Below are 23,798 nucleotides of genomic sequence, written 5' to 3'. Positions count from 1 at the left end.
CAATGAACAAGCTGTCCTCAAGAACATTACTTTCAAGGCAATTTTGTTAATTGTTAGATGTACGATCACTATACTTTAATAATTGAGTGTATGATTGTTGATAGGCTTTTGCCTCTTTTTTCAAACCCTGCTCCCCATATATTTTACTAAGCCAATGAACTGGAGTTGTGTTTGTAGGATTAAGTTCCATCTCCCATGAAAAACAGCCAACAGCCTTTTTATATTGACCATACTTATAAAACAATTCCCCCAATTCCATCTGTCGATCCGGATCATCTGAAAGCATCGCCATTCTATCTATTTCACCAATCACTGGTAATAGGGATTGACATTGGCTTAAAGGTTTAAGCCAGTCTTTTACTTCATTGATTTCATATATACTGAGAAGATGTGTTATAAATCGCCGAACAATACGTTCCTTTTTTTCGGAATCACTGATGAACAGTGGCTCAAGGAACTCACTCAGTTTAGTTGGATCCACTAACGCTTTCGGGTCAAGGTTCTCCATTATGATTTCAAGGGTTTCGAATTGTTCTATGTCGAGAGGGGCTTCCTGGTTTTGGATCACCCACAGTGCTTGGTAATAATATTGCTGCTCCATGAGTGATTCAAGCAGGTCTTTGCGTAACAGTTGGAAAGATGGTACCTCACTATACAAATCCATTTGAATAGTAGTTAAATCCCCTTTTGTCATATTTTTTTGCACAAGTTCAAGGAGTTCCTGATAAACGCTGAAGTCCTTGTATTTTTTCAGATGATCTAAGTAAAGAGCAATACAATCTATCCATCGCAATTGACTCTTCAGTAACATTTGAAGCTTGGTTTCATGGTTCTTGTTGTCGCGATTGTGATAAGCATGTAGTTCCACAAATAACGGGTCCTGTTTGATAAGTGATTCTGAATCCTGCTCGTACATCGTTTTATATTTTTGAAACTGCATGTGATTAAACGCTTCTTGAACCCATTTTACCCGTGGAATAAAACTTCTTAATATCCACAGAATCTGATAAGCGTGAAATAGTTGACCATTTCGCCTGAAGTGATAAAAGATTTCACGCATGATCTCTGCAATTTGATCTTTTTCAAGAATATGATCCATCGTAGTGGCCACATAAGCTACTTCCTGAAGAGTAATATGCTGCTGCAACTTGTTAAATAGTCCCTTTAGTTTGGGTATGGTAATGATTTCTTTCGTCTGGAGGAAAGCGGAAATGAGCGGATGAGGGGAATGTATGACTATGCCTTGCTGGAAAGCCCGATCCAAGAAGGATCCCTTCGGAAAATCGTTAAGTTCTTTATAAGATATTACCTGATCCATATAGAAAACCAGGTAACATGTTAATTCATCGGAAACCTCTACCTCTAAAACCTTACATCGAAGATAAACAGCCATTCGAGTAACAGTACCCTCCACCATTTCTTTGGACAGTCTGATGGTCACCCGTCTATGCTCCATGCTTCTCCCTCCCATGCCGTTTGGTAATTTTTCATCATTTATGTGATTCATCCAATTCTCCTTTATTTCAGAGATTTTTAGTTTCTATAATGGCAGTGGATCGAACCTTATAATTACATTATACCATACCTGCATTAGATTTCATTTTGTAGTATATGAGGTTCTCTACATCCTCCAGGCACTAAAAAAAGAAAAGACTGCCATTGATTGCCACAGCCAATCTTTCAAAAACTGTTGAAACGTACAGACGGTTTTACTGCTTCATGAATAAAATAGAGTATCCACTTCCAAAGGAAGGAAGGTGATACGATGTATGTAGTTGGATTTTATTCTCCACGGCAAAAAAGTGGAGTTACTGAGATGGCGCTGTCAGTAACCCGTTATCTAAGGGAAGAAAAAAAGTTATCGGTTGCTTTTGTTTCAAATGGAATTCTTCAGAATGAACCTTTGTCAGATGGAACAATCGACCGTTTTGCTACCTTGCCTACTAGAAGGCAAAAACAAATGTTAAAAAAGTTAAAGCGCGTGCATGATATGGTCATTTATGATGTTTCGACCCCGGATTTTTCCGATCAGATATTGGAACTACTGCCGTTGGCAGACCGGGTTTTTGTACTCAAAGACGATGACACGAAGTTTCAAGAACTTCTATACTCAATTCTAGCATTTAATAAACAATTTCATCCCAAAACCAAGGATATGGTCAAGTATATTCATAATGATGGCTATTATTTGTTGCCAAAGGAAGACCGCATCGGGTTTACGAGTCCTTCAGACAGAAATGTGAAAATGACAGGGGAAATTATTTTTCAACACTATCAAATTTATAAACTGCATGTCTATTACGTAACGCGCTTCAACGAGATCAAAAAGAAACTGCTAAACCCTCCCCCAGAGCTTTCCCTTTCCCAATTAGCGTATGAAAATGGATTAGATTTTCCAAAGGCGCTCCTGCTTGAACTTTATGTCTCCTTAAGAAAAATCAATGGGCAGCCATATCCCGATATTATCGATGATTTATTTCCACTATTTATTCAAGGGAATTTTTCCTCGCTTTTAGAACAATTTGAGCAGGAACGTGCTCTTACAGGGTTACGCGTGAGTCTGAATAGCAATGAATAACCCCTTTTTAGCCATCATCAGGCTAAAAAAGGGTCACACAACCTTGTTTTATGAAAGTGGAGCTCCTGGTTCAGGATCATTATCCCCTTCATAGGGTTGACCGGGAATCGTTTCCGTTTGAGTTTGATTTAAAGCTTGATGCTCCAACCCTTGGCTTAAATTCATCAGCTCTACTTGCAGCTGATTAAGTTGTTCTGTTAGCTGTTCTGTTCCTTGTTGACCTTCTAGATTTTGAATCGATCCCTGAAGAGAGGCTTGAATTTTCGCCAAGTTCTCCCTCATTTGGTCAACTGATCCATTTGTCGCTTGGGTTGATAGTTGATCTATAGCCTGTGAAATTCCCTGCAGATTAGGATCTTGCTGATTTTGGTTGAGTTGCTTTAATTGATTGTTTAATGCTGTCATGTTTTCCATGTCTGTTCAACTCCTTTTGGCTTAGTTTGCCTCCTTTTTGTTCAAAGCATTCCAGGATTATCCATTCGGAGTTGAGCAGTTGGAATTCACGCATAAAGCAAAAAAGAGAATGGCACTCTACGGCCATCCTCTATTTCTTAGCAAATTTCTCCAGTATATATCATTTAACCCTTGTGGCAATCTCATTACTTATTAGCCTTGCTCACTTTCAGCTTCTTTCCTTTGATTGTTGTATTTTCCATGGCTTGTAGGACGATCGAGCCTTTACCATTTAGGATATCAACATAGGATAAATTATCCTGTACAGTTATAATTCCAATATCATCAGCTGTAACACCTGGAATCTTCGCAATCGTTCCAACAAAATCCACAGCCCGGAGCTTTTTCTTTTTTCCGCCGCTGAAGTAGAGTTTCATGATATCTTTATTAACCCGTGCCGTTTTATTATTTTTAACAATTCTGCGGCCACTGAGCTTTTCATTGAAAGCGGATTGTCCATTAGCGACTTCTTGAGGTGTTGGTGCCTCCACTTTAGGGATCTCAAAGCCAATGTATCTTTCGATAGCTTTCACGTATTTTTCTTCTGAAGGTGTTGCAAACATTATCGCTTTTCCTTGTTTTCCAGCACGACCTGTTCTTCCTGTTCGGTGGACATAGCTCTCTTTTTCCATAGGAACATCATAGTTAATGATAAGTGAAACATTATCAATATCAATTCCTCTTGCAGCTACATCTGTAGCCACAAGATAACGAAAATGCCCCATTTTGAAGCCATCCATCACCTCAAAGCGGTATTCTTGTTCTAACCCTCCGTGGAGTCTTCCACAGGGGTAATTCGATCGTTTTAATTCAGTGTACACGGTATCAACATGTTCTTTGGTTCTGCAAAAAATGATGCAGCTATCTGGGTTTTCCACGACCGTCACGTCTTTAAGCAGTGAAATCTTATCTCCCTCTTTCACCTCGATTAAACGGTGTTCAATCGTACTCGTCGTGATTTCTGAAGAGCCAATCTCAATATGGACAGGATTTGTCATGTATTGATGGCAGAGATTTTCAACGTCTTTGGGTAATGTAGCAGAAAACACCATCGTAACTTTGTTTGAAGGCAGTTCATTGATGATTGCCTCCACTTTGTTGATAAAACCCATATTCAGCATTTCGTCTGCTTCATCGATGACTAAATACTTGATGTCGTCTAAGACTAGAGTCCCTCTTTCGATATGATCCATCACACGTCCAGGTGTACCAACGACTACATGTGTCTTTTGTTTTAATTCATCCCTTTGTTTTGAAAAAGGTTCTTTACCATAAACGGCGATCGCCTTAATCCGTTTAAATCGCCCAATATTGGCTATATCCTCTCGAACTTGAACAGCAAGCTCACGCGTTGGGGTAAGAACTAATACCTGTGGATTTTTCTCCTCCCATGCAATCATTTCGCAAATAGGGATCCCAAAGGAAGCCGTCTTCCCACTGCCTGTTTGAGATCTGACGACCAAGTCCCGATTTTCGAATGCTCTGGGTATAACTTCAGCCTGAACCTCAGTGGGAGTGCCGTATCTTAACGCATCAAGTGCCTTTCTAATTTCATCACTTAAATGATAATCCTCAAAATTTTTTTCACTCATATAAAACCTCGTTATTTTGTATTATTCTACCTATACATAGGATTTCTTCCAAGGAATTATCATATGCAAAAAATGGAATAAGTTCATTATACAAGAAACACTAGATAAAAAGCCACTTGGTGGTCACTGTAATTGACATAATATTTTTTCTGTTACCTGCCTCATTTCTTAATAAACATCGCCATCCACTCATCGATATGAATACACGAGATCGTTCCATCTTTCATGACCAACCCACAGTACTCCTGTAATCTTTGATCAGCCTCCAATATATGGCGTTCCACTTGCTTCACCTGATCTTCCGAACGGGTGGTGCGGCGAACCCAAGTGGGAAAATCGAATGTCTTCTTTCTCAGACGAGATTTCTCCAAGCTTAGACGGGCTTCCATGGCCCATTTAGTAAACTCTTCAATGCTGCAGCAACGACCATGGCTTTCATCGCGCAGCTTTTCTAGCTTATTAACAAATTTAGCAAGCACTTCATCCGCAGGAACCACATTATCGATCAGAATCAACTTCCCACCAGGATTGAGCACACGAGCGGCTTCCTGAATAAACAAGTGGGGTTGGGGAAAATGATGGGCAGCAATGCGGCACGTGATGGCATCGAATGTGTCATCCAAAAAAGGCAAATTCTCGGCATCTGCAACCATGAACCAAACATTTTGGCAGGTGGGCTGAACATGTTTTTTCGCTGCTTCCAGCATGCCCCGCGTCAAATCGGTAGCAATCACTCGGGAAACATGGGGAGACAGCTTTTTGGTGACATGGCCGCCTCCTGTAGCGATATCGAGGACTGTCCAGTTTTCCTTGGGTTCCATCCATTCTACCAGTAGGTCCAAGTCATTCCCTTTAGCATGGGTCGGGCTTGTTACATATTTTTCTGCGTTTCTAGCAAACTGTTCTTTCACGGTTTCCTTCAGGTTTTCTTGATCTGCCATCCTTCTATCCCCTTTTCCCTATTTCTCAATCCATCGTATCATCTTTTGTAATCATCGGAAAATAGAAATGATTTAATGACTGTCCATCCATTTTTCAGTGGCTATAATTATTTTTACTCTTTTTCCACTATTTAGAAAAGAGGTGGCTATAATAGAAATATAGTGAGAGATTTCATTTCTAAGAGGAGGAATCCCATGTCGGACATCATCAGTCAATTTAAAAAGATCCCTACCACATGTATCTCAGATGCGATGCAGGGCCTAAACAATCTTCATCCCGCGATCAAACCGCTGAAAGAGCAATATACCATTTCTGGAAGAGCCCTTACCGTGAAAATGCCGGTTGGTGACAATACCGCTGTTCTACAAGCCATCAGGGATGCCAAACACGGAGATATTCTCGTGATTGATGCCAAGGGTGATACCTACCGAGCTATTGCCGGTGATTTTGTCGTTGGAATGGCGCAAACGCTCGGCATCGGCGGGATCGTCGTGGATGGGGTAATTCGCGATATTGCTGGAATTAAGGAATTAAATTTTCCGGTGTTCTCTCGGGGAACGACAGTAAGTGCCAGTGCAAAAGCCGGTGCTGGTGAAATTAACGTACCAATCTCCTGTGGTGGAACAGCTATCAACCCAGGCGATATCATTGTCGGTGATGTAGACGGTGTGGTGGTCATCCCCCAGGCACTCGAACAGGATATCTTAGAAAGTGCATTAGACAAAATGGAAAAAGACCAGCAAAGATCAGACGAGATCTCGGGGAATCGCAAGGCTGCGATCGAATATTTAGACAAGATTCTATCCAAAGCGAAAAAATAATACTATTGCCCCGTCCCAGTACTAGGGCGGGGCTTCACCAATACCTGGCTACATCGACTCTGTGATATCCACTTTCTTGCCCTTCCACTTCAGCACAAGGGGTATCACCAACCACAACAGGCTGGCAATTAGAAATACCGCGGAAACCGGCTTTTGCAGGAAGATCATGTAATCACCATTTGATGCAGTGAGTGCTCTGCGCATGTTGTTTTCAATCATTGGTCCCAATACGAGTCCCAATACGAGGGGGGGCAGTGGAAAATCATTGCTAGCCAGGAAATAGCCAACCACCCCACAGGCCAACAGCAGCACCAGGTCAAAAGTCGTAACCTGCACGGCGTAAACGCCGAAAACGGAAAATGCAACGATTAACGGGATTAGATATTTGGGGGGTGTCGCGATAATTTGGGCAAAGATCCGTACCAGCGGCAAATTCAAAATCAAAAGCATGACATTACCGACAAACATACTTGCAATTAACCCCCATGCCACCTGTGGGTGCTCCTCAAACAGCAAAGGTCCCGGCTGGATGTTGAACATAATGAAAGCTCCCATCAGAATAGCGGTGGTCCCCGATCCCGGGATTCCTAAAGTTAATAGCGGGATCATCGCACCACCTGCCGCCGCATTGTTGGCTGTTTCTGGCGAAGCTACACCTTCAATGGCTCCTTTACCAAACTTCTCCGGATTTTTGCTAATTTTCTTTTCCATGACATAAGAGAAAAAAGAGGCCAAAGTTGCCCCAGCTCCAGGCAAAACTCCAAGAAAAAAGCCAAGAAGCGATCCGCGTGCGATCGGTCCTGCACTATCTTTCATATCCTGCTTTGTGGGGATGATACGCGTAATTTTGGCAATTGTGCCTTCATTTGCTTCCTTATGCAATATCGTCTTAAACACTTCTCCAAGAGCAAACAAGCCTACAGAGACCGTTAAAAACTCCAGGCCATTGTATAAAACAGGAATATCATAAGTAAACCGAGCCACACCGGATACATTATCCATGCCAATGGTAGCCAGCAGCAGCCCAAAGACCGTCATGATTAACGCTTTGGTCATCGATTTTCCTGCCAACCCACTTACAGCAGCAAGGCCAAGGAGCATCAGGGAAAAATATTCTGGCGGACCGAAGCGCAGAGCAATCTCTGATAAAGGCTGTGCCAGCAGGATTAAACCAACGAGGGAGAACAATCCCGCAATGAAAGATCCGATGGCTGAGATCGCAAGGGCTGCCCCGGCCCTTCCCTGTTTTGCCATCTGGTATCCATCAAGAGTTGTCATCACTGACGAGGATTCACCCGGTGTATTGAGGAGAATCGAAGTTGTCGAACCCCCATACATCGCCCCATAATAGACTCCAGCTAGCAAAATAATGGAACTGACAGCCGCATCTTCTGCACCCAATCCGCCTGTTAGTGTGGAAGATATGGGAATTAGCAAGGCGACCCCACTCATCGGACCTATTCCTGGTAAGACGCCGACAGCCGTCCCAATTAATACACCAAAAAAAGCAAAAAGCAAATTATGCCATTGCAGGGCAACAGAAAAGCCGTTTATTAAAAAATCCAGGGTACCCATGATAACCTCCTTTCCTTATGATAGACCCAGCCATGTGGGAAGCCCCGGCAGTGAGCCTTTCAACACCTCCACAAAAAGATAATAGACGCCAAATGAAAATCCTCCGGAAATCAAAATCGACGACCAGATTTTTCCTTGCTGCATGGTTTGAAAACCAATCAATAGGAACAAAAAGGTGGACAAGACATAACCAATGTCTTCAAGAAAGTAGCAATATACAAATGCAGCGACAAAAATAATGCCAAATCTTTTGTAATCGAGGCTGCTCCTCCTCTTTTCTGTTTGTTGGTACTTAAAGGTTTCATACAATAAGCGGAGGCTGAGGACAACCAAGACCAACCCCAATCCTAGAGGGAAAATATTGGGTCCCACTTCACTACCATACGCGCTAGCTGTAATCTTTCGGCTCTCGATAATAAACAGAATCCCGATGGCAAGGAAGGCGATGCTTGCGTACCGGTCAAACGTTTTATTCACTCTATACCTCCTCATTTGATTCAGGAGAAAAGGAAGGAAAAGCCCTCCTTCCTTTCCCCAGTTTTACTTTCCTACTACTTCAGCATCTCAAGAGACTCGAGGATCTTTTTAAACATCGTCTCTTGTTCTTCCAGGAACGCTTTGAACTCTTCAGCACCAAGGTGTCCCGGAACCCATCCACTTGTCTCCCCAACCTTTTTCCATTCTTCTGATCCAGACAAGGACTTCAGCGTTTCATCCCAATACTTAACAACCTCCGGTGACATATCTTTGACCCCAAATACCCCGCGCCAGTTGTAGTATTCCACGTCAAATCCCTGTTCCTTATAAGTTGGGATGTCCTTGAACTCACCATCCAAACGTTCCGGTGCCGATACGCCGAGGACTCTTACCTTTCCAGCTTTCACGAAATCCCCAAGGCCAGCCGTATCCGATGTAAGCACGTCTCCATTATCGCCAAGCAGAGCGGTCATCGCTTCACCGCCACCGTCATAGGAAATGTATTTGATGGACTTCGGTTCTATGCCGACTGCATCCGCAAGAAACATCACGTTTAAGTGATCTTGCGACCCGGGACCTGATCCGCCCACAACTGTTACCTTATCTGGATTTGCTTCGATGTCATCCATTAATGATTTCAAATCCTGATATTTGGATTCGGATTTAACTGCAATTACTTCATAATCGCTATAGAGTCGGGCAAGAGGAGTCATATCCCTAAAGGAGTGTGGGCTGTTGCCTTCTTTTCTTAGATTGTTAATAATCAATGGTGGTGACATGACGTTTAGCTTATGTTCATTCTTTGGATCTTTTGTGACAAATTCAGCGAGTCCAACCGCCTGGCCTCCCCCAGGCTTATTTTCAACGGACATCGATTGCTTCACAAGACCGGTATCAGCCAACGCCTTGATCATGGTTCTTGAAGCGATGTCCAATCCCCCGCCAGCGCCTGATGGGGCAATCACCGTAATTGGTTTCTCCGGATATGTCGAAGTTGGCGCCGGTGCAGGTGCTGGCTTCGCTTCTTCTTTTGGAGCACTCGCCTTATTTTCCGCGGGTTTCGGATCTGAGGTCGCAGGAGCAGTTCCTCCGCCACCTCCACAAGCCGTCAAGCTCAACGACAATATCCCTGTTAACAGAACCATTGCCCAACTCTTCTTTTTAAGCATCATCATGACCCTCCTCCAAATTTGATAACGCTTTTTATTTCAGGCAAATCTAGTTGATTTTACGTTATATTAGTCTGTTTATTCCGACATCTAGCCATAATAATATTTACTTTTTGACTCCGTTCGAAGCTTGGATAAGGTGGATTTCATACTGTTCCGCACATGCTGGCGAGCCGCCTCTTCTGCTCGACTCGCATCCCCATGGGCAATGGCATCATAGATCTGTCGATGATCTTGCAGATTGGTGATCAATCGGTCTTGAAAGGAAAGAGAAGTCGAACGCATCAAGCTTATCTTCGAACGTAATCCTTGATAGGCATGCAACAAATAAGGATTTTCCGAACCTTCAAGAATCATCAAATGAAAATGCCCATTGATTACCGCTTGCCATTTTCCGTCGTTCTCTTTCGCAGCCTTTTCCGCTTGCTCAATATTTTTTCTCAACTCACTTACCGCTTGCTCATTCTTCTTTTCTGCCAGCAAACGTGCAGCTAACCCTTCGAGGTATTCTCTAACATCGTATAGCTTGACGATTTCCTCAGTGGAGAAAGAAGGAATTGTCACCCCCTTTTTCGGTTCATAAAGCACAATGCCATCCTTCTCCATTTTGCGAAAAGCCTCACGGACAGGGGTACGGCTAACACCAAACCTTTCGGCAATTTCCCTCTCACTCAGGCTCTCACCTGGGCGGAAATAGCCATTGACGATCATCTCATGCAGCCGTTCAAATACAAACTCCTTTTTAATCTGCTGGTTTTCCACTGCAACCTCCTTTGTCTTTCAATTTTTCTCAAGACTAGCACAAATGGCTTCGGTCATTTCTCTCGTCATTGCCTTCCCACCCATATCCGGAGTCACTGTTCCTAATTCGATCACGGTGGACACCGCTTCATCAATCCTCTGTGCCGCCATCATGAGGGAGGAATCATTGTATTTAATCCCCAGCCACTCAATCAGCATCTTCCCAGACATGATCATCGCATATGGATTGGCCAGCTGTTTACCGGCAATATCCGGTGCGGAACCGTGCGTGGCTTGCGCCATCGAATACTTCGGTCCGATGCATAGCCCAGGGGCCATCCCCAATCCACCAACTAAGCCTGATGTGAGATCGCTTAAGATGTCACCAAACATATTCGTGGTAACCAGGACGTCAAACTTCTGCGGATTCATGACTAAAAGAGCTGCGGCCGTATCGACATGAATTTCTTCATATTCCACTTCTGGAAATTTTTCACCGATATTGCGACAGCTTTCTACAAACAAACCACAGCCTAGCTTAAAGACAGTGTTTTTATGTAATACCGATACTTTCTTCTTTCTCTTCTGTGCTAAACGGAAAGCAGTTTCGGCTACCGCCTCGGAATTTCTCCGCGAGATCACTCGAACAGACATGGCTAAATCGGGATTTGGCATAAATTCTCCACTTCCAGCAAAAAGATTGCGGTCAGGCTGAAAGCCTTCATTATTCTCACGAACAAGAATCAAATCAACGTTTTTATGGATAGAGGTCACACTGGGGTAAGATCGACTAGGGCGGATATTGCTATGAAGATCGAATACTCTGCGGATGATCGGATGTGGGTTAATAGCCTTCGGATCATTTTTTGGATAGGCGGCGTGACCGATCGGGCCCAAGATCCAGCCGTCCATACTTTTCAGTGCCTCCATCGTATGCTGTGGCAGTGTTTCTCCATTTTGTAAGTAGGAGGGGTAGCCGACAGGGAGATCCGCCCATTTCACTTGAACATCCGGAAATCCTTGCAACGCTGCTTGAAGCACTTGTACCGCTGCGGGAACGACCTCGAGTCCAATGTCATCTCCTTTTAAGATACCAAGTTGGTACATGGATAAAACAAACCCCCTTTTCATGAGTTTAATGGTATACCGAGGTGGTATACCGCTTAACCCAAATATAAATTCTAGGGCTTCATTTGTCAACGGAATTTTCAGTATTTTTTGTAAATTAAAAGAGACTGATTACTCAGCCCCCTTGTCCCGGATATTTCCTATAAACAACCCCATCCGCGTAAAACCGTTCAATCTCCTCCTCAGAAAATTTCATTCCTTTTAAAACCTCTGTTGTGTGTTGACCAAGCCAGGGAGCAGCTGACCGTATGGCCATCGGTGTTTTTGATAACTTCACCGGGACTCCAATCGTTTTGATATCCCCCATAATCGGATGTTTTAAGTCAACAACCATCTCTCTTGCGAGGAGGTGTGGATCACTTAACGTTTGATCATAAGTGTAAACAGGTCCTCCCGGAATTCCCGCAGCATCTAGTTTTTTAACCCAGTAAGCAGTGCTATCCTTCGTTAAAACTTCCTCAATGTCTCTTTCCAGTTCATCAATGTTTTCCATTCGATTTTTCAAATCGGCATATCTAACATCCTGTATCCATTCCGGCTTAACAACCACATCTTGACAAAAACGCTCCCACAGCCTTTGCGTCCCTGCCCCAACGGTGACATAACCATCGCTAGTCCGGTAGGCCTGATAAGGCGTGGATCGTCGATGCCTGGTACCTGTTGCAGTTGGAACTTCACCCGAGCCGAAATAAGCTCCCTGTTCCCAAACCGTCCATGCCAATCCGGCCTCTACCAAAGAGGTATCGATATACTGCCCCTCGCCCGTTTGCAGCTTATGAATATAGGCTGCTAAGATCGAATAAAGCGCGGCAGACCCGGCAGCAATATCGTTAATCGCAATCCCCACTTTGGCCGGCCTGCTGTCTGGATGCCCCGTCATCGTCATAAAACCGGTGATCCCCTGGGCGATAATATCAAAGCCACCTTTCTTACTATAGGGTCCTGTTTGTCCAAAGCCCGAAATTGAACAATAAATAATCCCCGGGTTGAACTGATGAATAGCATCATAGTCAATGCCTAACTTTTTTGTTACACCTGGGCGGAAGTTTTCAGTTATGATGTCTGCCTCTTTGGCAAGCTTTAAAAATATTTCCTTCCCTTTTTCACTCTTCAAGTCTATAGCAAGACTCTTTTTATTTCGATTTGGCATCGCTGACGGCATACTTTCATTGTTAATATACGGCCTCGTCCTCCGCGAGTCATCCCCATCTGGAAACTTTTCAATCTTAATGACCTCCGCTCCAAAATCCGCCAAAACCATCGTACAATACGGCCCAGCGAGAAATTGCGTCAAGTCTAAAATTTTAACTCCTTTCAACGCTATCATTTCAACACTCCTTCTTTAATGATTTGAGAGTAAGGGCTTGTGATACTAAAGCATACGTGGATAGGGTTGGAATATTCATTAGAAAAAGCGCAGGGAGGCAGCAGTTATTTCTGGAGTTGGATGAGTTTAACGGAAAACTTTTCCGTTAATCTAAATAATCGCTTTAAAAAATGTGGAATAGCGGAAAGAATTTCCGTTATGAGTGATCTCTTATTATTTGAAAACGATTACAACCTTAGATAGAGGAAAATTCTTCCGTTATCTGGACATCTTTAATAAGGTAAAGACAAATAACGGAAAACTTTTCCCCAATGGGAAGACCCCGATTTTTTTTTTCAAAGAATCAGGGTCACTCTACCACACTATATTGATCTTCTCACAATCTCTTTTAAATCTTCGGGACCAGCCTTCCTTGGATTGACGAGAATGTTCCCGCTTTCCATTCCTTCCTCGGCAATTTCATCCAAATCATCTTCACTCACTCCATACTCTCTTAATCCAGCAGGAATTCCAATATCTTGGTTCAATTGACGAATTGCTTTAATGGATAATGCTGCTGCTTCACGGAGAGATAACCCTTCGGTGTTTTCTCCAAAGATCTCGGCAATCTCCTTGAAAGCTTCTAAATTACTGATTAAGTTATATTCCATCACTTGTGGTAATACAATCGCATTGACCATCCCGTGCGGGATATTATATTTTCCTCCTAATGGCATGGCAAGGGCATGTGCTAAGCCCAACCGGGTCGGATTAAATGCCATTGCGGCCATCGTACTGGCAATCATCATATCTGAACGAGCTTCCAAATGATCCCCTTGGGTCACCGCAGTTCTTAAACTCTTGGCGATCAGTCGCATGCTTTCCCTGGCAAGAGCCATGGAAATGGGTTGGGTTATTTTATTAACATAACATTCCAAGGCATGTGTTAATGCGTCAAGACCTGTGGCAGCGGTTATCGAAGCAGGCAAAGTTAGTGTGAGTGCAGGATCACAGACAGCAAGGGTTGGTGCTAGTACTTTTCCGCCTATCGGATGTTTTCGATGGTTTGCTTTATCAGAGATGACGCACCAAATCGTCACTTCACTTCCCGTACCGGATGTTGTAGGAATACAGATTAAGGGAATACCTGCGTTCGGAATTTGATTAAGGCCAGCATATTGGGTAACCACCCCTTCATTTTTAACCATAACAGCAATGGCTTTTGCAGCATCTAGCGAACTCCCTCCACCAACCCCAATCACCAGATCCGCTTGAACGAGTTTGGCTTGCTCCGTTGCCCGAATAATGGTGTGCACATCAGGTTCACGATCAACCTCAGAGAAAACCTCATAGGAAATCTCCTGTTCCCCTAAAATACTTGTTACCTTGTCCAAAATTCCTGCTTGCACCACTCCTGGATCAGTCACGATAAAAACCTTCGATCCTTTTAAGGCCTTGATATGAATCGGTAGTTGCTCTACGGTATTGACACCAAATACAATGTCTGTTGGGAGTTCATAGCGAAAGCTTCGGTTTAATAGATTCAATGGATTTTCCCCTTTCATTAGATTCAAATAAAATTAAAACAAGTAAAGTAGTTGGAGACCATCTCTATGAACCTTCCAATGGAGGATAAGAATTTGCTCTCTTGTCTACTTTAGAATTATATTTAAAGAATATCGGAATTATGAAAAAAGGAATGGTGAAAAATAAGAGATTATAAGAATGCGGAAGTACCCGATCGGTTCATTCTACCTAACTAGATGGGGGATCTTTTGCTATATCCACAGTCCGGTCGAAGACCTAAAAAGGGGGATTTCAAAAGGCCCTAGCAGTTGGACCGTTAACGGTTAAAACATGAATTGAAATCCCCCACTTAATAAAAAATTAATATTTATTAGGTTTTAAATAACCAAGTAAACAACACAAGCTATCAAACAAATAATAACTTCCCCAAATTAATTCGTTGTCCGTGGCAACACCTAATTTTTTATTAAAACATCCTCCTAGCAGCATGCCTGGTCTTCTTTGATCCTGTTCATGTTCGGGGACTAAATAATTGGAAACGAGATGATTAATCGATTTAACTGCCGTTGATCTATATACTGCACTTTTTTCTTTGTCATTTATCAATGAACTTAACTTTAATAGAGCGGACGCACCTATAGCCGTTGCAGAAGTATCACGATTAGTATTGGGGATAGCAGGATCATCAAAATCCCAAAAAGCTACACCATCTTCAGGTAAGTGATTGACCCACCAATCGGATACATGTATCGCTGTTTCTAACAATTGTCTTTCTTCTTTTGCCCATAGGTATCCCACCGTATAGTGCATCATAGCCCAAGCCTGTGCACGTCCCCAGGTACTCTCGTCGGAGAAGCCCTTGTGTGTGTACCTTTTGACCAAGTTGCCTGATGGATCAAAGGAGGCCGATTGACAAACAGAGCCATCTTCCCGAATACTTAAATCCCTATTTTTCAGAGCATGGCGAATGGCAATGTTCGCGAGTGTTGCATCCCCTGTTTCCTTTGCTGCCCATAGCAATAATGGGGTTGCACTAACTCCATCAATATTCGTTTCCGCAATCCCAACATTCCCCGCCTCTTCTGCCTCCATACCAAGAGGAATGAGGCCCGCATTTGGATTAAAGGATTTAGCGATAGATTTTGCCGAAAGAACAGCAATTTCCCTTCCTTGATGATCTTCTAGCAGAATACTTCCCAATGCCGCGCCATAATAGAATAAAAATCCTCGAAAAACAGTTTGGGAGTCTATTCGACATTTAAGTAGTTCCGTCCATTTATGTGCCCATTCTACGTATTGGGGATCTTTCGTAGTGGCAGCAGCTAGCCACAACATGCCATTCCAATACCCTCCTGTCCAATCCCCTGCCGGTGAGCAAGTCCACTTTCCTGTATCTCCGTTCGCATAATGCGGAAATTCATTTCCTATATCAGCAGCTGTCATTTTTATCCCTTCAAGAATTTGCTGATATGCTTTTCTATACCTTTCGTTTTGCATTCAAACAACTCCTTATTTTTTTCGATTGAGGAAGTTTGTGAATCCGACTTTACGATGTTCCATGCTGAAATTAACAGCGTATGCTTGCGCTTCATAATTAAACCCATTCGCCAAATCCAATTCGTCCGCACGGTTGATACAATCTTTTGCGAAAGTTAAACAGTAAGATTCTTTTGATGCCATGGCTTGCGCAATACGCATCGTTTCTTCAAATAAATTTTCTGGTGAAACAATCTGGTTAATAAAGCCAAAATCGGAGCATTCCTTTGCCGAATAATAATGACCGGTCAGGATGAATTCTTTAGCTCGATTCAATCCCATCTTTTTGACAGCCATTTGTGTCCCTCCCCATCCTGGGAAGGTATTTAAACTGATTTCCGGGAACCCAAATTTTGCCTTCTCTGATGCCATGATTAAATCACAGGCCAATGCTAGTTCAAACCCTCCACCTAGGGCATAGCCATTTACCATAGCAATAATCGGTTTTGGAAATTCGTGGATTCGAAGATTCATCTTATGCCCTAGCTGCATTCTTTCATAGGCTTCGACAGGTTCCAAATCTGCTAATTCGCGAACATCGCTCCCGGCACAAAATGCCTTCTCCCCAGCACCAGTAATAACTAGTACTTTTATTTGATTGTTGTTTTTCAACGCAGTTAATACCACATTCATTTCTTCAAAACATTCACCTGTTAGGATATTTAGTTTCTCTGGTTGACTTAGTGAAATAACGGCTATTTGTTCGATGTTTTCAACCTTTAGAGTTTTTAAATGAACGAAATTCATGGTTTATCCCACCTTATCAACCTTTCTTTGCTTCTTGTATGGCATCAAATAGCTTCTGTCCGTCTGGAATTTCTTTGATCAATTCATCATGAACTTTTTCGGAGGCATCTTTCAGTGATTCTGTATCGGTTTCAACAACTGTGACCCCTGCTTCCTCCATTTTTTCAATTCCCTCATCATATTGCTTCTTATATTCTTTCACTCCAAATTCCGATGCTTCATCCATGGATTCTTGCAATATTTTCTGTTGTTCTGGTGTTAAGTTGTCCCAAACTTTTTTAGAGGCTAAAGCAACGGTTGGAAGATAATGGACATGAGTAAGATTAAAATATTTTGCTACTTCTATAAATTTATCCATGATAAACTGATCGGGAGAAGTATCTGCTCCATCTACAACTCCTTGTTGTAAGGATAGGTACACTTCAGAATAGGCCATTGGTGTAGGTTGCGCTCCCAGAGCTTCATATGCCTTTACATACCCTGGCGCCTGCATAATACGGATCTTAAAACCACTCATATCATCAACTTTTTCAATCGGTTTATTTGAAAATACATCCCGCTCCATCGTAGCCGTCCAGCCAAGCCCAACTAAATCGTATTTGGGAAGCATATCTAAAAAGAGATCCCCGGCTTCTCCTCTTAACACTTGATTTGCTTGATCAATGTCGTCAAATAGATAAGGTAAATCAAAAATACTATATTCCGGTACCGTATTTGCTAAAGTGGCCTGTGCAGTGAACACCAGTGCTTGCGTTCCCGTCCGCAAAGCCTGGATCATCTTCACTTCCCCGCCAAGTTGTGACTGAGGGAAAACGTTAACTATCATCGATCCATTGGATTTGGCCTCAACTAGTTCTTTTAATTTAAGGGCCGTCAGGTTCCAATGACTTTCCGGAGAAAGGGTGTGACCAATATTCAATTCTACGACTTTTTCTGGTGTACTATTGGACTTTGTACCTTTTGAAGAACTAGTTGTATTTGAATTTGTTGCTTCGGATTGGTTTCCGCAACCCGAGAGGATCGTCCCCATGGCTAGTGTGGGGACCAGTACAAAAGCTGATAACATTTTTTTCATGATATTTCCCCCTATTTTTACATTGGAATCCAAGCATCCCAATTGACTAAATGCCTCACTTACATTCATTTGCTTCAACTATCACTTTATTCTTGATACGCACGTACTACATTTGTATGAAGAAGTTCTTCCACTTCTTTTTCCGAATATCCATATTCTAATAGGATTTGTTTCGTATGCTCTCCAAGCTCAGGTGGAGCTTTTTTAATTTCCGGTGTTTGTCCATCGTAGCGTAAAGGATGACTAAGTAAACGCAAGTCACCAATTCGAGGATGCTGAATCGTGCTGATCATATTGTTCCACTGTACTTGCGGATCTGTTTGGACATCTTCATAGCTATTCACCGGAGCGTGCCAAATGCCAGCTTCTTGGAATATTTTAAACCAATCCTCTGTCTTTCTCTTTTTGACTTCTTCTACCATAATCCGATTAATTTCTTCCCTTTTTAGGCTTTGATCCTCAATCGAATAATTCTCTAACCCGCTATTCTCAAATACTTGAAGTAATCGAGGTATAGGATTCAAGGAAATTCCGATCCATCCATCCAAGGTTTGATAGATCCCATAAGGGGCTTCGTGGTGTGTATTCAAACCATTTTCCCCGCGATCCCATAAATGTCCCATATTTAAAAAGTAATTGAGGGGTTCAATTTGAATATCTAAAGCGGCATTTAATAAGCTCGCATCTACTTTATGCCCTTGACCGGTTTTTTCGCGATCCAACAGAGCAGCAAGGATTCCAAATGCACTAAGCGCTGCTGAATGTTGGTCAACCGTGGCATACCCAACAGGTGTGGGGGGATCTGTTTTTCTACCATTCATTCGGGTAATCCCGCTTAAAGCTTGAATCAGCAGGTCTTGTCCCGGACGATCCCTGTAAGGCCCATCGGAGCCGTAACCTGTGCAGGAACAGTATACAAGGCGAGGATTGATCTCTTTCAAAGTTTCATAACCCAAACCTAATCGATCCATGACGCCTGGTCTAAAGTTTTCAACAATCACATCTGTTTCTTTTACTAGACGATAAATAATTTCCTTTCCTTGTTCGGAGCGGAGATCGACCGATAGACTGCGCTGGTTTCGGTTACCTAATAAGAAGAAAACACTTACATCATCAATAAATGCGTTCAAACCTGACCAATTCCGCTCAAAGGCCCCATTTAATGACTCTACCTTAATGACGTCCGCACCCAAATCTGCCAACATCTGCACGGCCGACGGTCCTTGCAAAAAATGTGTGAAGCTTAGTACTTTATAATTTTTAAGTAACATATCATGTCTCCTTGTACTTTAATCACTAGGGGTCAAATGTAGTTCCTAAAATCTTCTTAAATGATAGTGACTATAATCCTCAACTCCCATGTTTTAATGAATACGTATACATTTTTGCGCTTACTTAAACAAATTAATGTTATGACTATTATGTTATTTTAATATATACATAATGTCAATAATAATAAAACGAATATAAATATTAAAAATATTAATTCGATATGTAATTACCATGAAAAAAGCGAGCACCATACGATGCCCACCTTCATGTGACTTTCTATTAAACTTCTTCCCCAATTTGTTCCATAATTTTATCATATGCACTCGTACAAAGATCCGGGTTGGGATCCTCACCTTGCACTTTGGGTACGTCAAAGTCAGTTAGCACGAAATGATGCTTGGGAACTACATCATGTCTTGCTAAACAACTTTTACTACAGGCTAGATAACATCCATCGATGGCAATGATGTCGCGGCCGGATTTTGCGGTTTTGACTAGGGGTTTGACATCACCACCCACTCCGGCAATACAGGACATCTCAGCAATTTTCGCGCGGTCCATACGGATCGCGATCGTGTTGGCTGTTTGCGCAGCGGAAGAACATCCTGAACAGGAATAAACAAGTGGCAAATCTTTTTCATTCATCTTTGAACACCTTCTATTGGGTTATTTGAAAATGTAATTATTATTTTAACCCTGGCTTTCAGATTTGACCGTGATCAACTTCACGTTTTTATCAAAAAATTGCCACAGTCTTGCCACATTCCATTTGACTAATGCATCACATCACTAAACCTTTAACGGGGCGGAAATTTGAGGAGAGATCCACTTTCTAACTAAATCACGCGCATCGATTATTTCCTGTGAATTTCGAATGAAGCATTCAAGAGTTACAAATCCATCGTAGCCGACCGTTTGTAGTGTGCGAAACAGTTCAGGGAAATCGACATGGCCATATCCCGGCACGAGTCGGTTGGAGTCAGCCAAATGGACATATCCAATCAAAGAATCGTACTGTTTAATAGTTCTTTTAATCGAGTCTTCTTCTATATTCATATGAAAACTATCGATCAAAATGGAGAGGTAAGGAGAAGAAACCATGTTACAAACCTCAGCAACCTCTTTTACCTGGTTGAAGCAAAAGCTTTCATAGCGGTTAATCGGTTCTAGGAAAAGCCTAACGTGGTTTTTTTCTGCTTCTTCAGAAAGCTCGCTAAGGGTTTCAGCAAAGGAAATTACTTCTTCTCGCTGAAGTTGATAGGGCGTCCCTAAAACACCTAAAGCATTTGATGTCCCGAAAGATGGAACAAGTATGATCCCGGGTGCGCCAATTTCCGCTGCCATCCAAATAAGCTGCTTGACTCCGATCATCGCTGTGTTCCTTGATTCACTATGCAGGTCCATTAAATTCCCATCATAACCCCCACATAGGGCACTAATTTGAACCGCTTTATATTGGGAAAAGGCTTCTTTAATCGAGGGAATTCTACTTTTTAAATCAAAGGCCCACAACTCGATTCCATCAAATTGGTTTTGTTTCAACCAATGTAATTTTGACTTTAATGTATCTCCTGGAACAAGGTGTTCCTGGCAAGACAGCTTCATTTTGTTCATCTCTCCTATTATTCTGTCAAGTCCGATGTGATTCCCACATGCGCGGATATACCGCCATCGATCGTATAGGAAGCCCCATTGATATAACCGCCGTGTTCCCCAACCAAATGCCCAATTAAGGCCGCAATTTCTAAAGGTTCAGCTACCCGTTTAACAGGGGATTTATCCATCACACGTCTGTAATAATCAGAAATATCTTCTTGTCGAACGCCCAGTTTTGTATTCACATACCCCGGACAAATAGCATTGCATGTAATTCCATATTTCCCCCATTCTGCTGCAATCGTTTTAGTATATCCTATCATTGCATGTTTACTTGCTACGTATGTAGAAGAATATGAGGAACCTAAGAGTCCCTGAATGGAGGCCACATTGATGATCCGACCATAACCGGCCTGTTTCATTTTAGGAAGGAGATTTCTGGTGAATAGGAATACACTTTTTACATTGGTATTCATAATCCACTCCCATTCTTCATCATCTACTTCATCGACGCGATGAAAAGGTCCACCTACACCGGCATTATTAACGAGGATCAAAGGGGTTCCCCATTTTCTCTCGGTAATCGCAATCGCTTGCTCCACATCCTCTCTTTTTCCGACATCACAACCAAATGCAAAAGCCTGCCCGCCTTCCCATTCGATCTGACTGGCTACTTCCATCGCATTTTCCTCATGAAGATCAAGCACAGCTACAGCCATATTCTTTTTTGCTAAGAGTTTAGCAGTTTCCGCACCAATTCCTCGACCAGCTCCAGTTACAATGGCAATCTTTTCCATAGATGTCTAACCCCTTTTTATAAAATACCTCTGGAAGGTAATAATTTCACTTCATCAATCCGTACATGCAAAGGCCGTTTGGCTATATCAAGGATCGTTTCCGCGACATCTTCCGGCCTCAGCATGTCACCCTGTTGAAAGCCTGGTCTTTCTTTACTCATGTCCGTAAACACGGCGCCAGGACTGACAATCGATACACGAATGTTCCAAGGTTTTCCTTCTTCATTTAAAATCTCTGAAAAACCTCTGACCGCATATTTGGAAGTACCGTAGGCGCCATTCTCAGGGATTGGGAGATATCCGGCAACGGAGGAAAGATTGATAATTCTTCCCCCACCTTGTTCTTTCATAAAAAAGAAAGCTTCTCTGGAACATAGGAAAACGCCCGTAACATTGGTTTGTATTACCTCGTTCCATTCCTCCAACGAAGTGTCGACCACAGGCTTAAATACACCGATTCCTGCATTGTTGATTAATACATCGATTCGTTGGTGGAGGGAGATGATCAGTTGAAACACATTCCGAACTTGTCTTTCATTTGTGACGTCCAACTGGATTACCACGATTTGACCTGGTTTCACGCACTCCGTTGGCAATGGGTGTTGCGTTCCTCTCGTTGTCACCCATACGGCCGCCCCTTCCTTAGCAAGAAGCTCCGCCATCGATTTTCCGATTCCGCGCTTCCCGCCTGTAATGATAACCACTTTTCCATTCATCGAATTGCCCAATCCCCGTTCCCCCTTCAAATTGATAGGATGACTAGATTTTAATTTGGGATAAATATGGGATAAAGTTTCTCTCTATAACTACAATTGTCAAACGAATATACTAATTCTTCTATTATATAATATATCAATAGACGCTGTCATTCCCACTAAGTACCTGGAATTAAACAGAAACCGCAACAAAAAAAACGACCGTTTGGTCGGTTTTGGATTGCCTATTGTGAGATGTTTACTCGAAATTCCGCATTTCAAGGGAAACACCTTCAAGGGTGACCCCGATCATCTTAACTCAAATCATCCGAATGGTCCGTTCCGCATTAATATAGCCGGCACCATAGATATCTTTATCAAATTCTTCCCCTGTCCACAAATCAGGGCCTGCCATCAATTTCTGCTTTACGACGTCGGGACGTAGGTTCGGATCTCGGTGCAGCATTAAGGCAACGACACCAGCACAAATAGGGGTTGCCATGGAGGTCCCGGACAACATGCAATAATCTTCATCAACTCGGGCCGATTTTTGCAATTTATCTAAATAGGAGTTTGGCGAACGTAAGGAAACAATATTTACGCCTGGCGCTAAGATATCTGGCTTTGCCACTCCAGCTGATCTTTGGCCTCTACTCGAAAACTCCGCTACATCATCATCTAGGCGGGGGTCTCTGTTTATACCATCCGAGGTGCTGCCCGTATCACGGTCATCAAGCGCTCCAACGGTAATGACCTTATCACTAATCCCAGGACTAGCGACGGTTCCTTTATTCGGTCCCTCATTTCCTGCGGCAACCACAACAACAATACCTGCATCCCAAGCTGCTTCCACGATTTGAACCATGGGGTCGTCCTTCTGGTCATCATATGTTGCCGTACTTCCCAAGGACATGCTGATGATATCGATTTTATCCGCGTTCTCTGGGTTAGCGTTGTAATCGATACACCACTGAACACCTTGCATAACCGTGTCAAGAGAGCCAGAGCCTAGCTTATCCAACACTTTTATCCCAACTAAATCCGCTTTTGGAGCAGGTCCCACGTACTTGAATGAAGACGCAAAACCGTTGCCAGCAGCATCTCCCGCACAGTGCGTTCCGTGACCATTGTCATCATAGGGTTCAGTTCGACCATTAACAAGGTCTATAAACTCTCGTATTCTACCTAAAAGATCGGGATGGGGATAGATTCCTGTATCGATAACTGCAATGGTTACTCCTTCACCCGTTAATTCCGTATTGTCGATGAAAATATTTTTCGCGTGGGCTGAAGGAACCGCCACATCCAGAAGAGCCCGTACCTCTCTATTTATATAAACCTTTTTAATATGTCTACACCCAGAAAGCATTTCTTCTAAACCATTTGGCGTAATCTCCGCGCTACAACAAGAAACAACTGAAAAGTGAGTCTTCAATCTATTATTGATGTGCCGACTCATAATCTTGTTGACTTCTTTACAGCCGATATCGTAGCAGTCATTTTCAAACTCAATGATCACCGAAAATTTCTTTATCTTCTTAATGCTTCCCTCGAAAAACCGATGCAGAAAACAAGGTGTCCACTTAAAAGGTTGATAAAGGTTTAAAATTTGTTCTCTTAATGGACGCTCCAACTTATGTGCATGGGTTCGCACCATTTGAACCATTGAGTAACCGAACAACACAATTCATCTCCTTTCAAATCTTTTAAAATAAATTATGAAAGATTGATAGAATTGGTAACGGTATATACCCTTTTGTTTGAAATGAGG

At 42.6% G+C, this 23,798-nt stretch carries 22 protein-coding genes; 2 read left to right on the top strand and 20 right to left on the bottom strand.

Going from position 1 to position 23,798, the window contains the following annotated elements; translation table 11 throughout:
* Positions 1-46: 46 nt before the first annotated feature.
* Positions 47-1,456, bottom strand: coding sequence for a tetratricopeptide repeat protein (locus tag J2Z37_RS04625; RefSeq protein WP_209809059.1), 1,410 nt, complete (start codon positions 1,454-1,456; stop codon positions 47-49).
* A 309-nt stretch (positions 1,457-1,765) separates the two neighbouring features.
* On the opposite strand from J2Z37_RS04625, the gene J2Z37_RS04620 reads away from it, so the two are divergent.
* Complete coding sequence (locus tag J2Z37_RS04620; protein WP_209809058.1) at positions 1,766-2,578, top strand: hypothetical protein; 813 nt, start codon at positions 1,766-1,768, stop codon at positions 2,576-2,578.
* A 48-nt stretch (positions 2,579-2,626) separates the two neighbouring features.
* On the opposite strand, the gene J2Z37_RS04615 is transcribed toward J2Z37_RS04620, so the two are convergent.
* The 3 genes from J2Z37_RS04615 to J2Z37_RS04605 all read right to left on the bottom strand — a co-directional run bounded on the left by J2Z37_RS04615 (position 2,627) and on the right by J2Z37_RS04605 (position 5,564).
* Complete coding sequence (locus J2Z37_RS04615) at positions 2,627-2,992, bottom strand: hypothetical protein (RefSeq protein WP_209809057.1); 366 nt, start codon at positions 2,990-2,992, stop codon at positions 2,627-2,629.
* A gap of 185 nt (positions 2,993-3,177) precedes the next feature.
* The gene (locus J2Z37_RS04610; RefSeq protein ID WP_209809056.1) at positions 3,178-4,623 is read right to left on the bottom strand and encodes a DEAD/DEAH box helicase; all 1,446 of its coding nucleotides are present in this window, start codon (positions 4,621-4,623) and stop codon (positions 3,178-3,180) included.
* Positions 4,624-4,784: 161 nt separating this feature from the next.
* Positions 4,785-5,564 (bottom strand): class I SAM-dependent methyltransferase, encoded by a 780-nt coding sequence (locus tag J2Z37_RS04605; RefSeq protein ID WP_209809055.1) that lies wholly within the window; start codon positions 5,562-5,564, stop codon positions 4,785-4,787.
* A 195-nt stretch (positions 5,565-5,759) separates the two neighbouring features.
* On the opposite strand from J2Z37_RS04605, the gene J2Z37_RS04600 reads away from it, so the two are divergent.
* Positions 5,760-6,386, top strand: a complete 627-nt coding sequence (locus J2Z37_RS04600; RefSeq protein WP_209809054.1) for an RraA family protein — start codon at positions 5,760-5,762, stop codon at positions 6,384-6,386.
* Positions 6,387-6,434: 48 nt separating this feature from the next.
* Here the strand turns inward: J2Z37_RS04600 and J2Z37_RS04595 are convergent, their stop codons facing one another.
* From J2Z37_RS04595 to J2Z37_RS04520, 16 genes are all read right to left on the bottom strand, one after another.
* Positions 6,435-7,961, bottom strand: coding sequence for a tripartite tricarboxylate transporter permease (locus tag J2Z37_RS04595; protein ID WP_209809053.1), 1,527 nt, complete (start codon positions 7,959-7,961; stop codon positions 6,435-6,437).
* A gap of 15 nt (positions 7,962-7,976) precedes the next feature.
* Complete coding sequence (locus tag J2Z37_RS04590; RefSeq protein WP_209809052.1) at positions 7,977-8,438, bottom strand: tripartite tricarboxylate transporter TctB family protein; 462 nt, start codon at positions 8,436-8,438, stop codon at positions 7,977-7,979.
* A 74-nt stretch (positions 8,439-8,512) separates the two neighbouring features.
* The gene (locus tag J2Z37_RS04585) at positions 8,513-9,607 is read right to left on the bottom strand and encodes a tripartite tricarboxylate transporter substrate binding protein (RefSeq protein ID WP_245203579.1); all 1,095 of its coding nucleotides are present in this window, start codon (positions 9,605-9,607) and stop codon (positions 8,513-8,515) included.
* A gap of 90 nt (positions 9,608-9,697) precedes the next feature.
* Positions 9,698-10,369, bottom strand: coding sequence for a GntR family transcriptional regulator (locus J2Z37_RS04580; protein WP_209809050.1), 672 nt, complete (start codon positions 10,367-10,369; stop codon positions 9,698-9,700).
* A gap of 18 nt (positions 10,370-10,387) precedes the next feature.
* The gene (locus J2Z37_RS04575) at positions 10,388-11,455 is read right to left on the bottom strand and encodes an isocitrate/isopropylmalate dehydrogenase family protein (RefSeq protein WP_209809049.1); all 1,068 of its coding nucleotides are present in this window, start codon (positions 11,453-11,455) and stop codon (positions 10,388-10,390) included.
* Positions 11,456-11,591: 136 nt separating this feature from the next.
* On the bottom strand, positions 11,592-12,803 hold the full coding sequence (locus J2Z37_RS04570; RefSeq protein WP_209809048.1) for a CaiB/BaiF CoA transferase family protein: 1,212 nt from the start codon (positions 12,801-12,803) through the stop codon (positions 11,592-11,594).
* A gap of 362 nt (positions 12,804-13,165) precedes the next feature.
* Positions 13,166-14,347 (bottom strand): iron-containing alcohol dehydrogenase, encoded by a 1,182-nt coding sequence (locus J2Z37_RS04565; protein ID WP_245203608.1) that lies wholly within the window; start codon positions 14,345-14,347, stop codon positions 13,166-13,168.
* 322 nt (positions 14,348-14,669) lie between these two features.
* A complete protein-coding gene (locus J2Z37_RS04560) occupies positions 14,670-15,806 on the bottom strand; it encodes a glycoside hydrolase family protein (protein WP_209809047.1) in 1,137 nt (378 codons plus the stop codon).
* Positions 15,807-15,818: 12 nt separating this feature from the next.
* Positions 15,819-16,592, bottom strand: coding sequence for an enoyl-CoA hydratase/isomerase family protein (locus tag J2Z37_RS04555; protein ID WP_209809046.1), 774 nt, complete (start codon positions 16,590-16,592; stop codon positions 15,819-15,821).
* 16 nt (positions 16,593-16,608) lie between these two features.
* Positions 16,609-17,667 carry a TRAP transporter substrate-binding protein gene (locus J2Z37_RS04550; protein WP_209809045.1) on the bottom strand — a complete coding sequence of 353 codons (1,059 nt, stop codon included), beginning with the start codon at positions 17,665-17,667 and terminating at the stop codon, positions 16,609-16,611.
* Between the two features lie 86 nt (positions 17,668-17,753).
* Positions 17,754-18,938: a CaiB/BaiF CoA transferase family protein gene (locus tag J2Z37_RS04545; RefSeq protein ID WP_209809044.1), complete on the bottom strand. Its 1,185-nt coding sequence runs from the start codon at positions 18,936-18,938 to the stop codon at positions 17,754-17,756.
* 280 nt (positions 18,939-19,218) lie between these two features.
* Positions 19,219-19,584 carry a putative zinc-binding protein gene (locus J2Z37_RS04540; protein WP_209809043.1) on the bottom strand — a complete coding sequence of 122 codons (366 nt, stop codon included), beginning with the start codon at positions 19,582-19,584 and terminating at the stop codon, positions 19,219-19,221.
* Between the two features lie 144 nt (positions 19,585-19,728).
* Entirely contained in the window at positions 19,729-20,544 is an 816-nt protein-coding gene (locus J2Z37_RS04535) for a sugar phosphate isomerase/epimerase family protein (protein ID WP_209809042.1), read from the bottom strand.
* A 17-nt stretch (positions 20,545-20,561) separates the two neighbouring features.
* The gene (locus tag J2Z37_RS04530) at positions 20,562-21,332 is read right to left on the bottom strand and encodes an SDR family NAD(P)-dependent oxidoreductase (RefSeq protein ID WP_209809041.1); all 771 of its coding nucleotides are present in this window, start codon (positions 21,330-21,332) and stop codon (positions 20,562-20,564) included.
* A gap of 17 nt (positions 21,333-21,349) precedes the next feature.
* Positions 21,350-22,060: an SDR family oxidoreductase gene (locus J2Z37_RS04525; RefSeq protein WP_245203578.1), complete on the bottom strand. Its 711-nt coding sequence runs from the start codon at positions 22,058-22,060 to the stop codon at positions 21,350-21,352.
* A gap of 286 nt (positions 22,061-22,346) precedes the next feature.
* Positions 22,347-23,708 carry a S8 family peptidase gene (locus J2Z37_RS04520; RefSeq protein WP_209809514.1) on the bottom strand — a complete coding sequence of 454 codons (1,362 nt, stop codon included), beginning with the start codon at positions 23,706-23,708 and terminating at the stop codon, positions 22,347-22,349.
* Positions 23,709-23,798 lie beyond the last annotated feature (90 nt).

The sequence above is a fragment of the Ammoniphilus resinae genome, assembly GCF_017873965.1.
GTDB lineage: Bacteria > Bacillota > Bacilli > Aneurinibacillales > RAOX-1 > Ammoniphilus_A > Ammoniphilus_A resinae.
The sequence above is the reverse complement of the archived record's forward strand: the minus strand, read 5'-3'. Positions and strand labels throughout refer to the sequence as shown.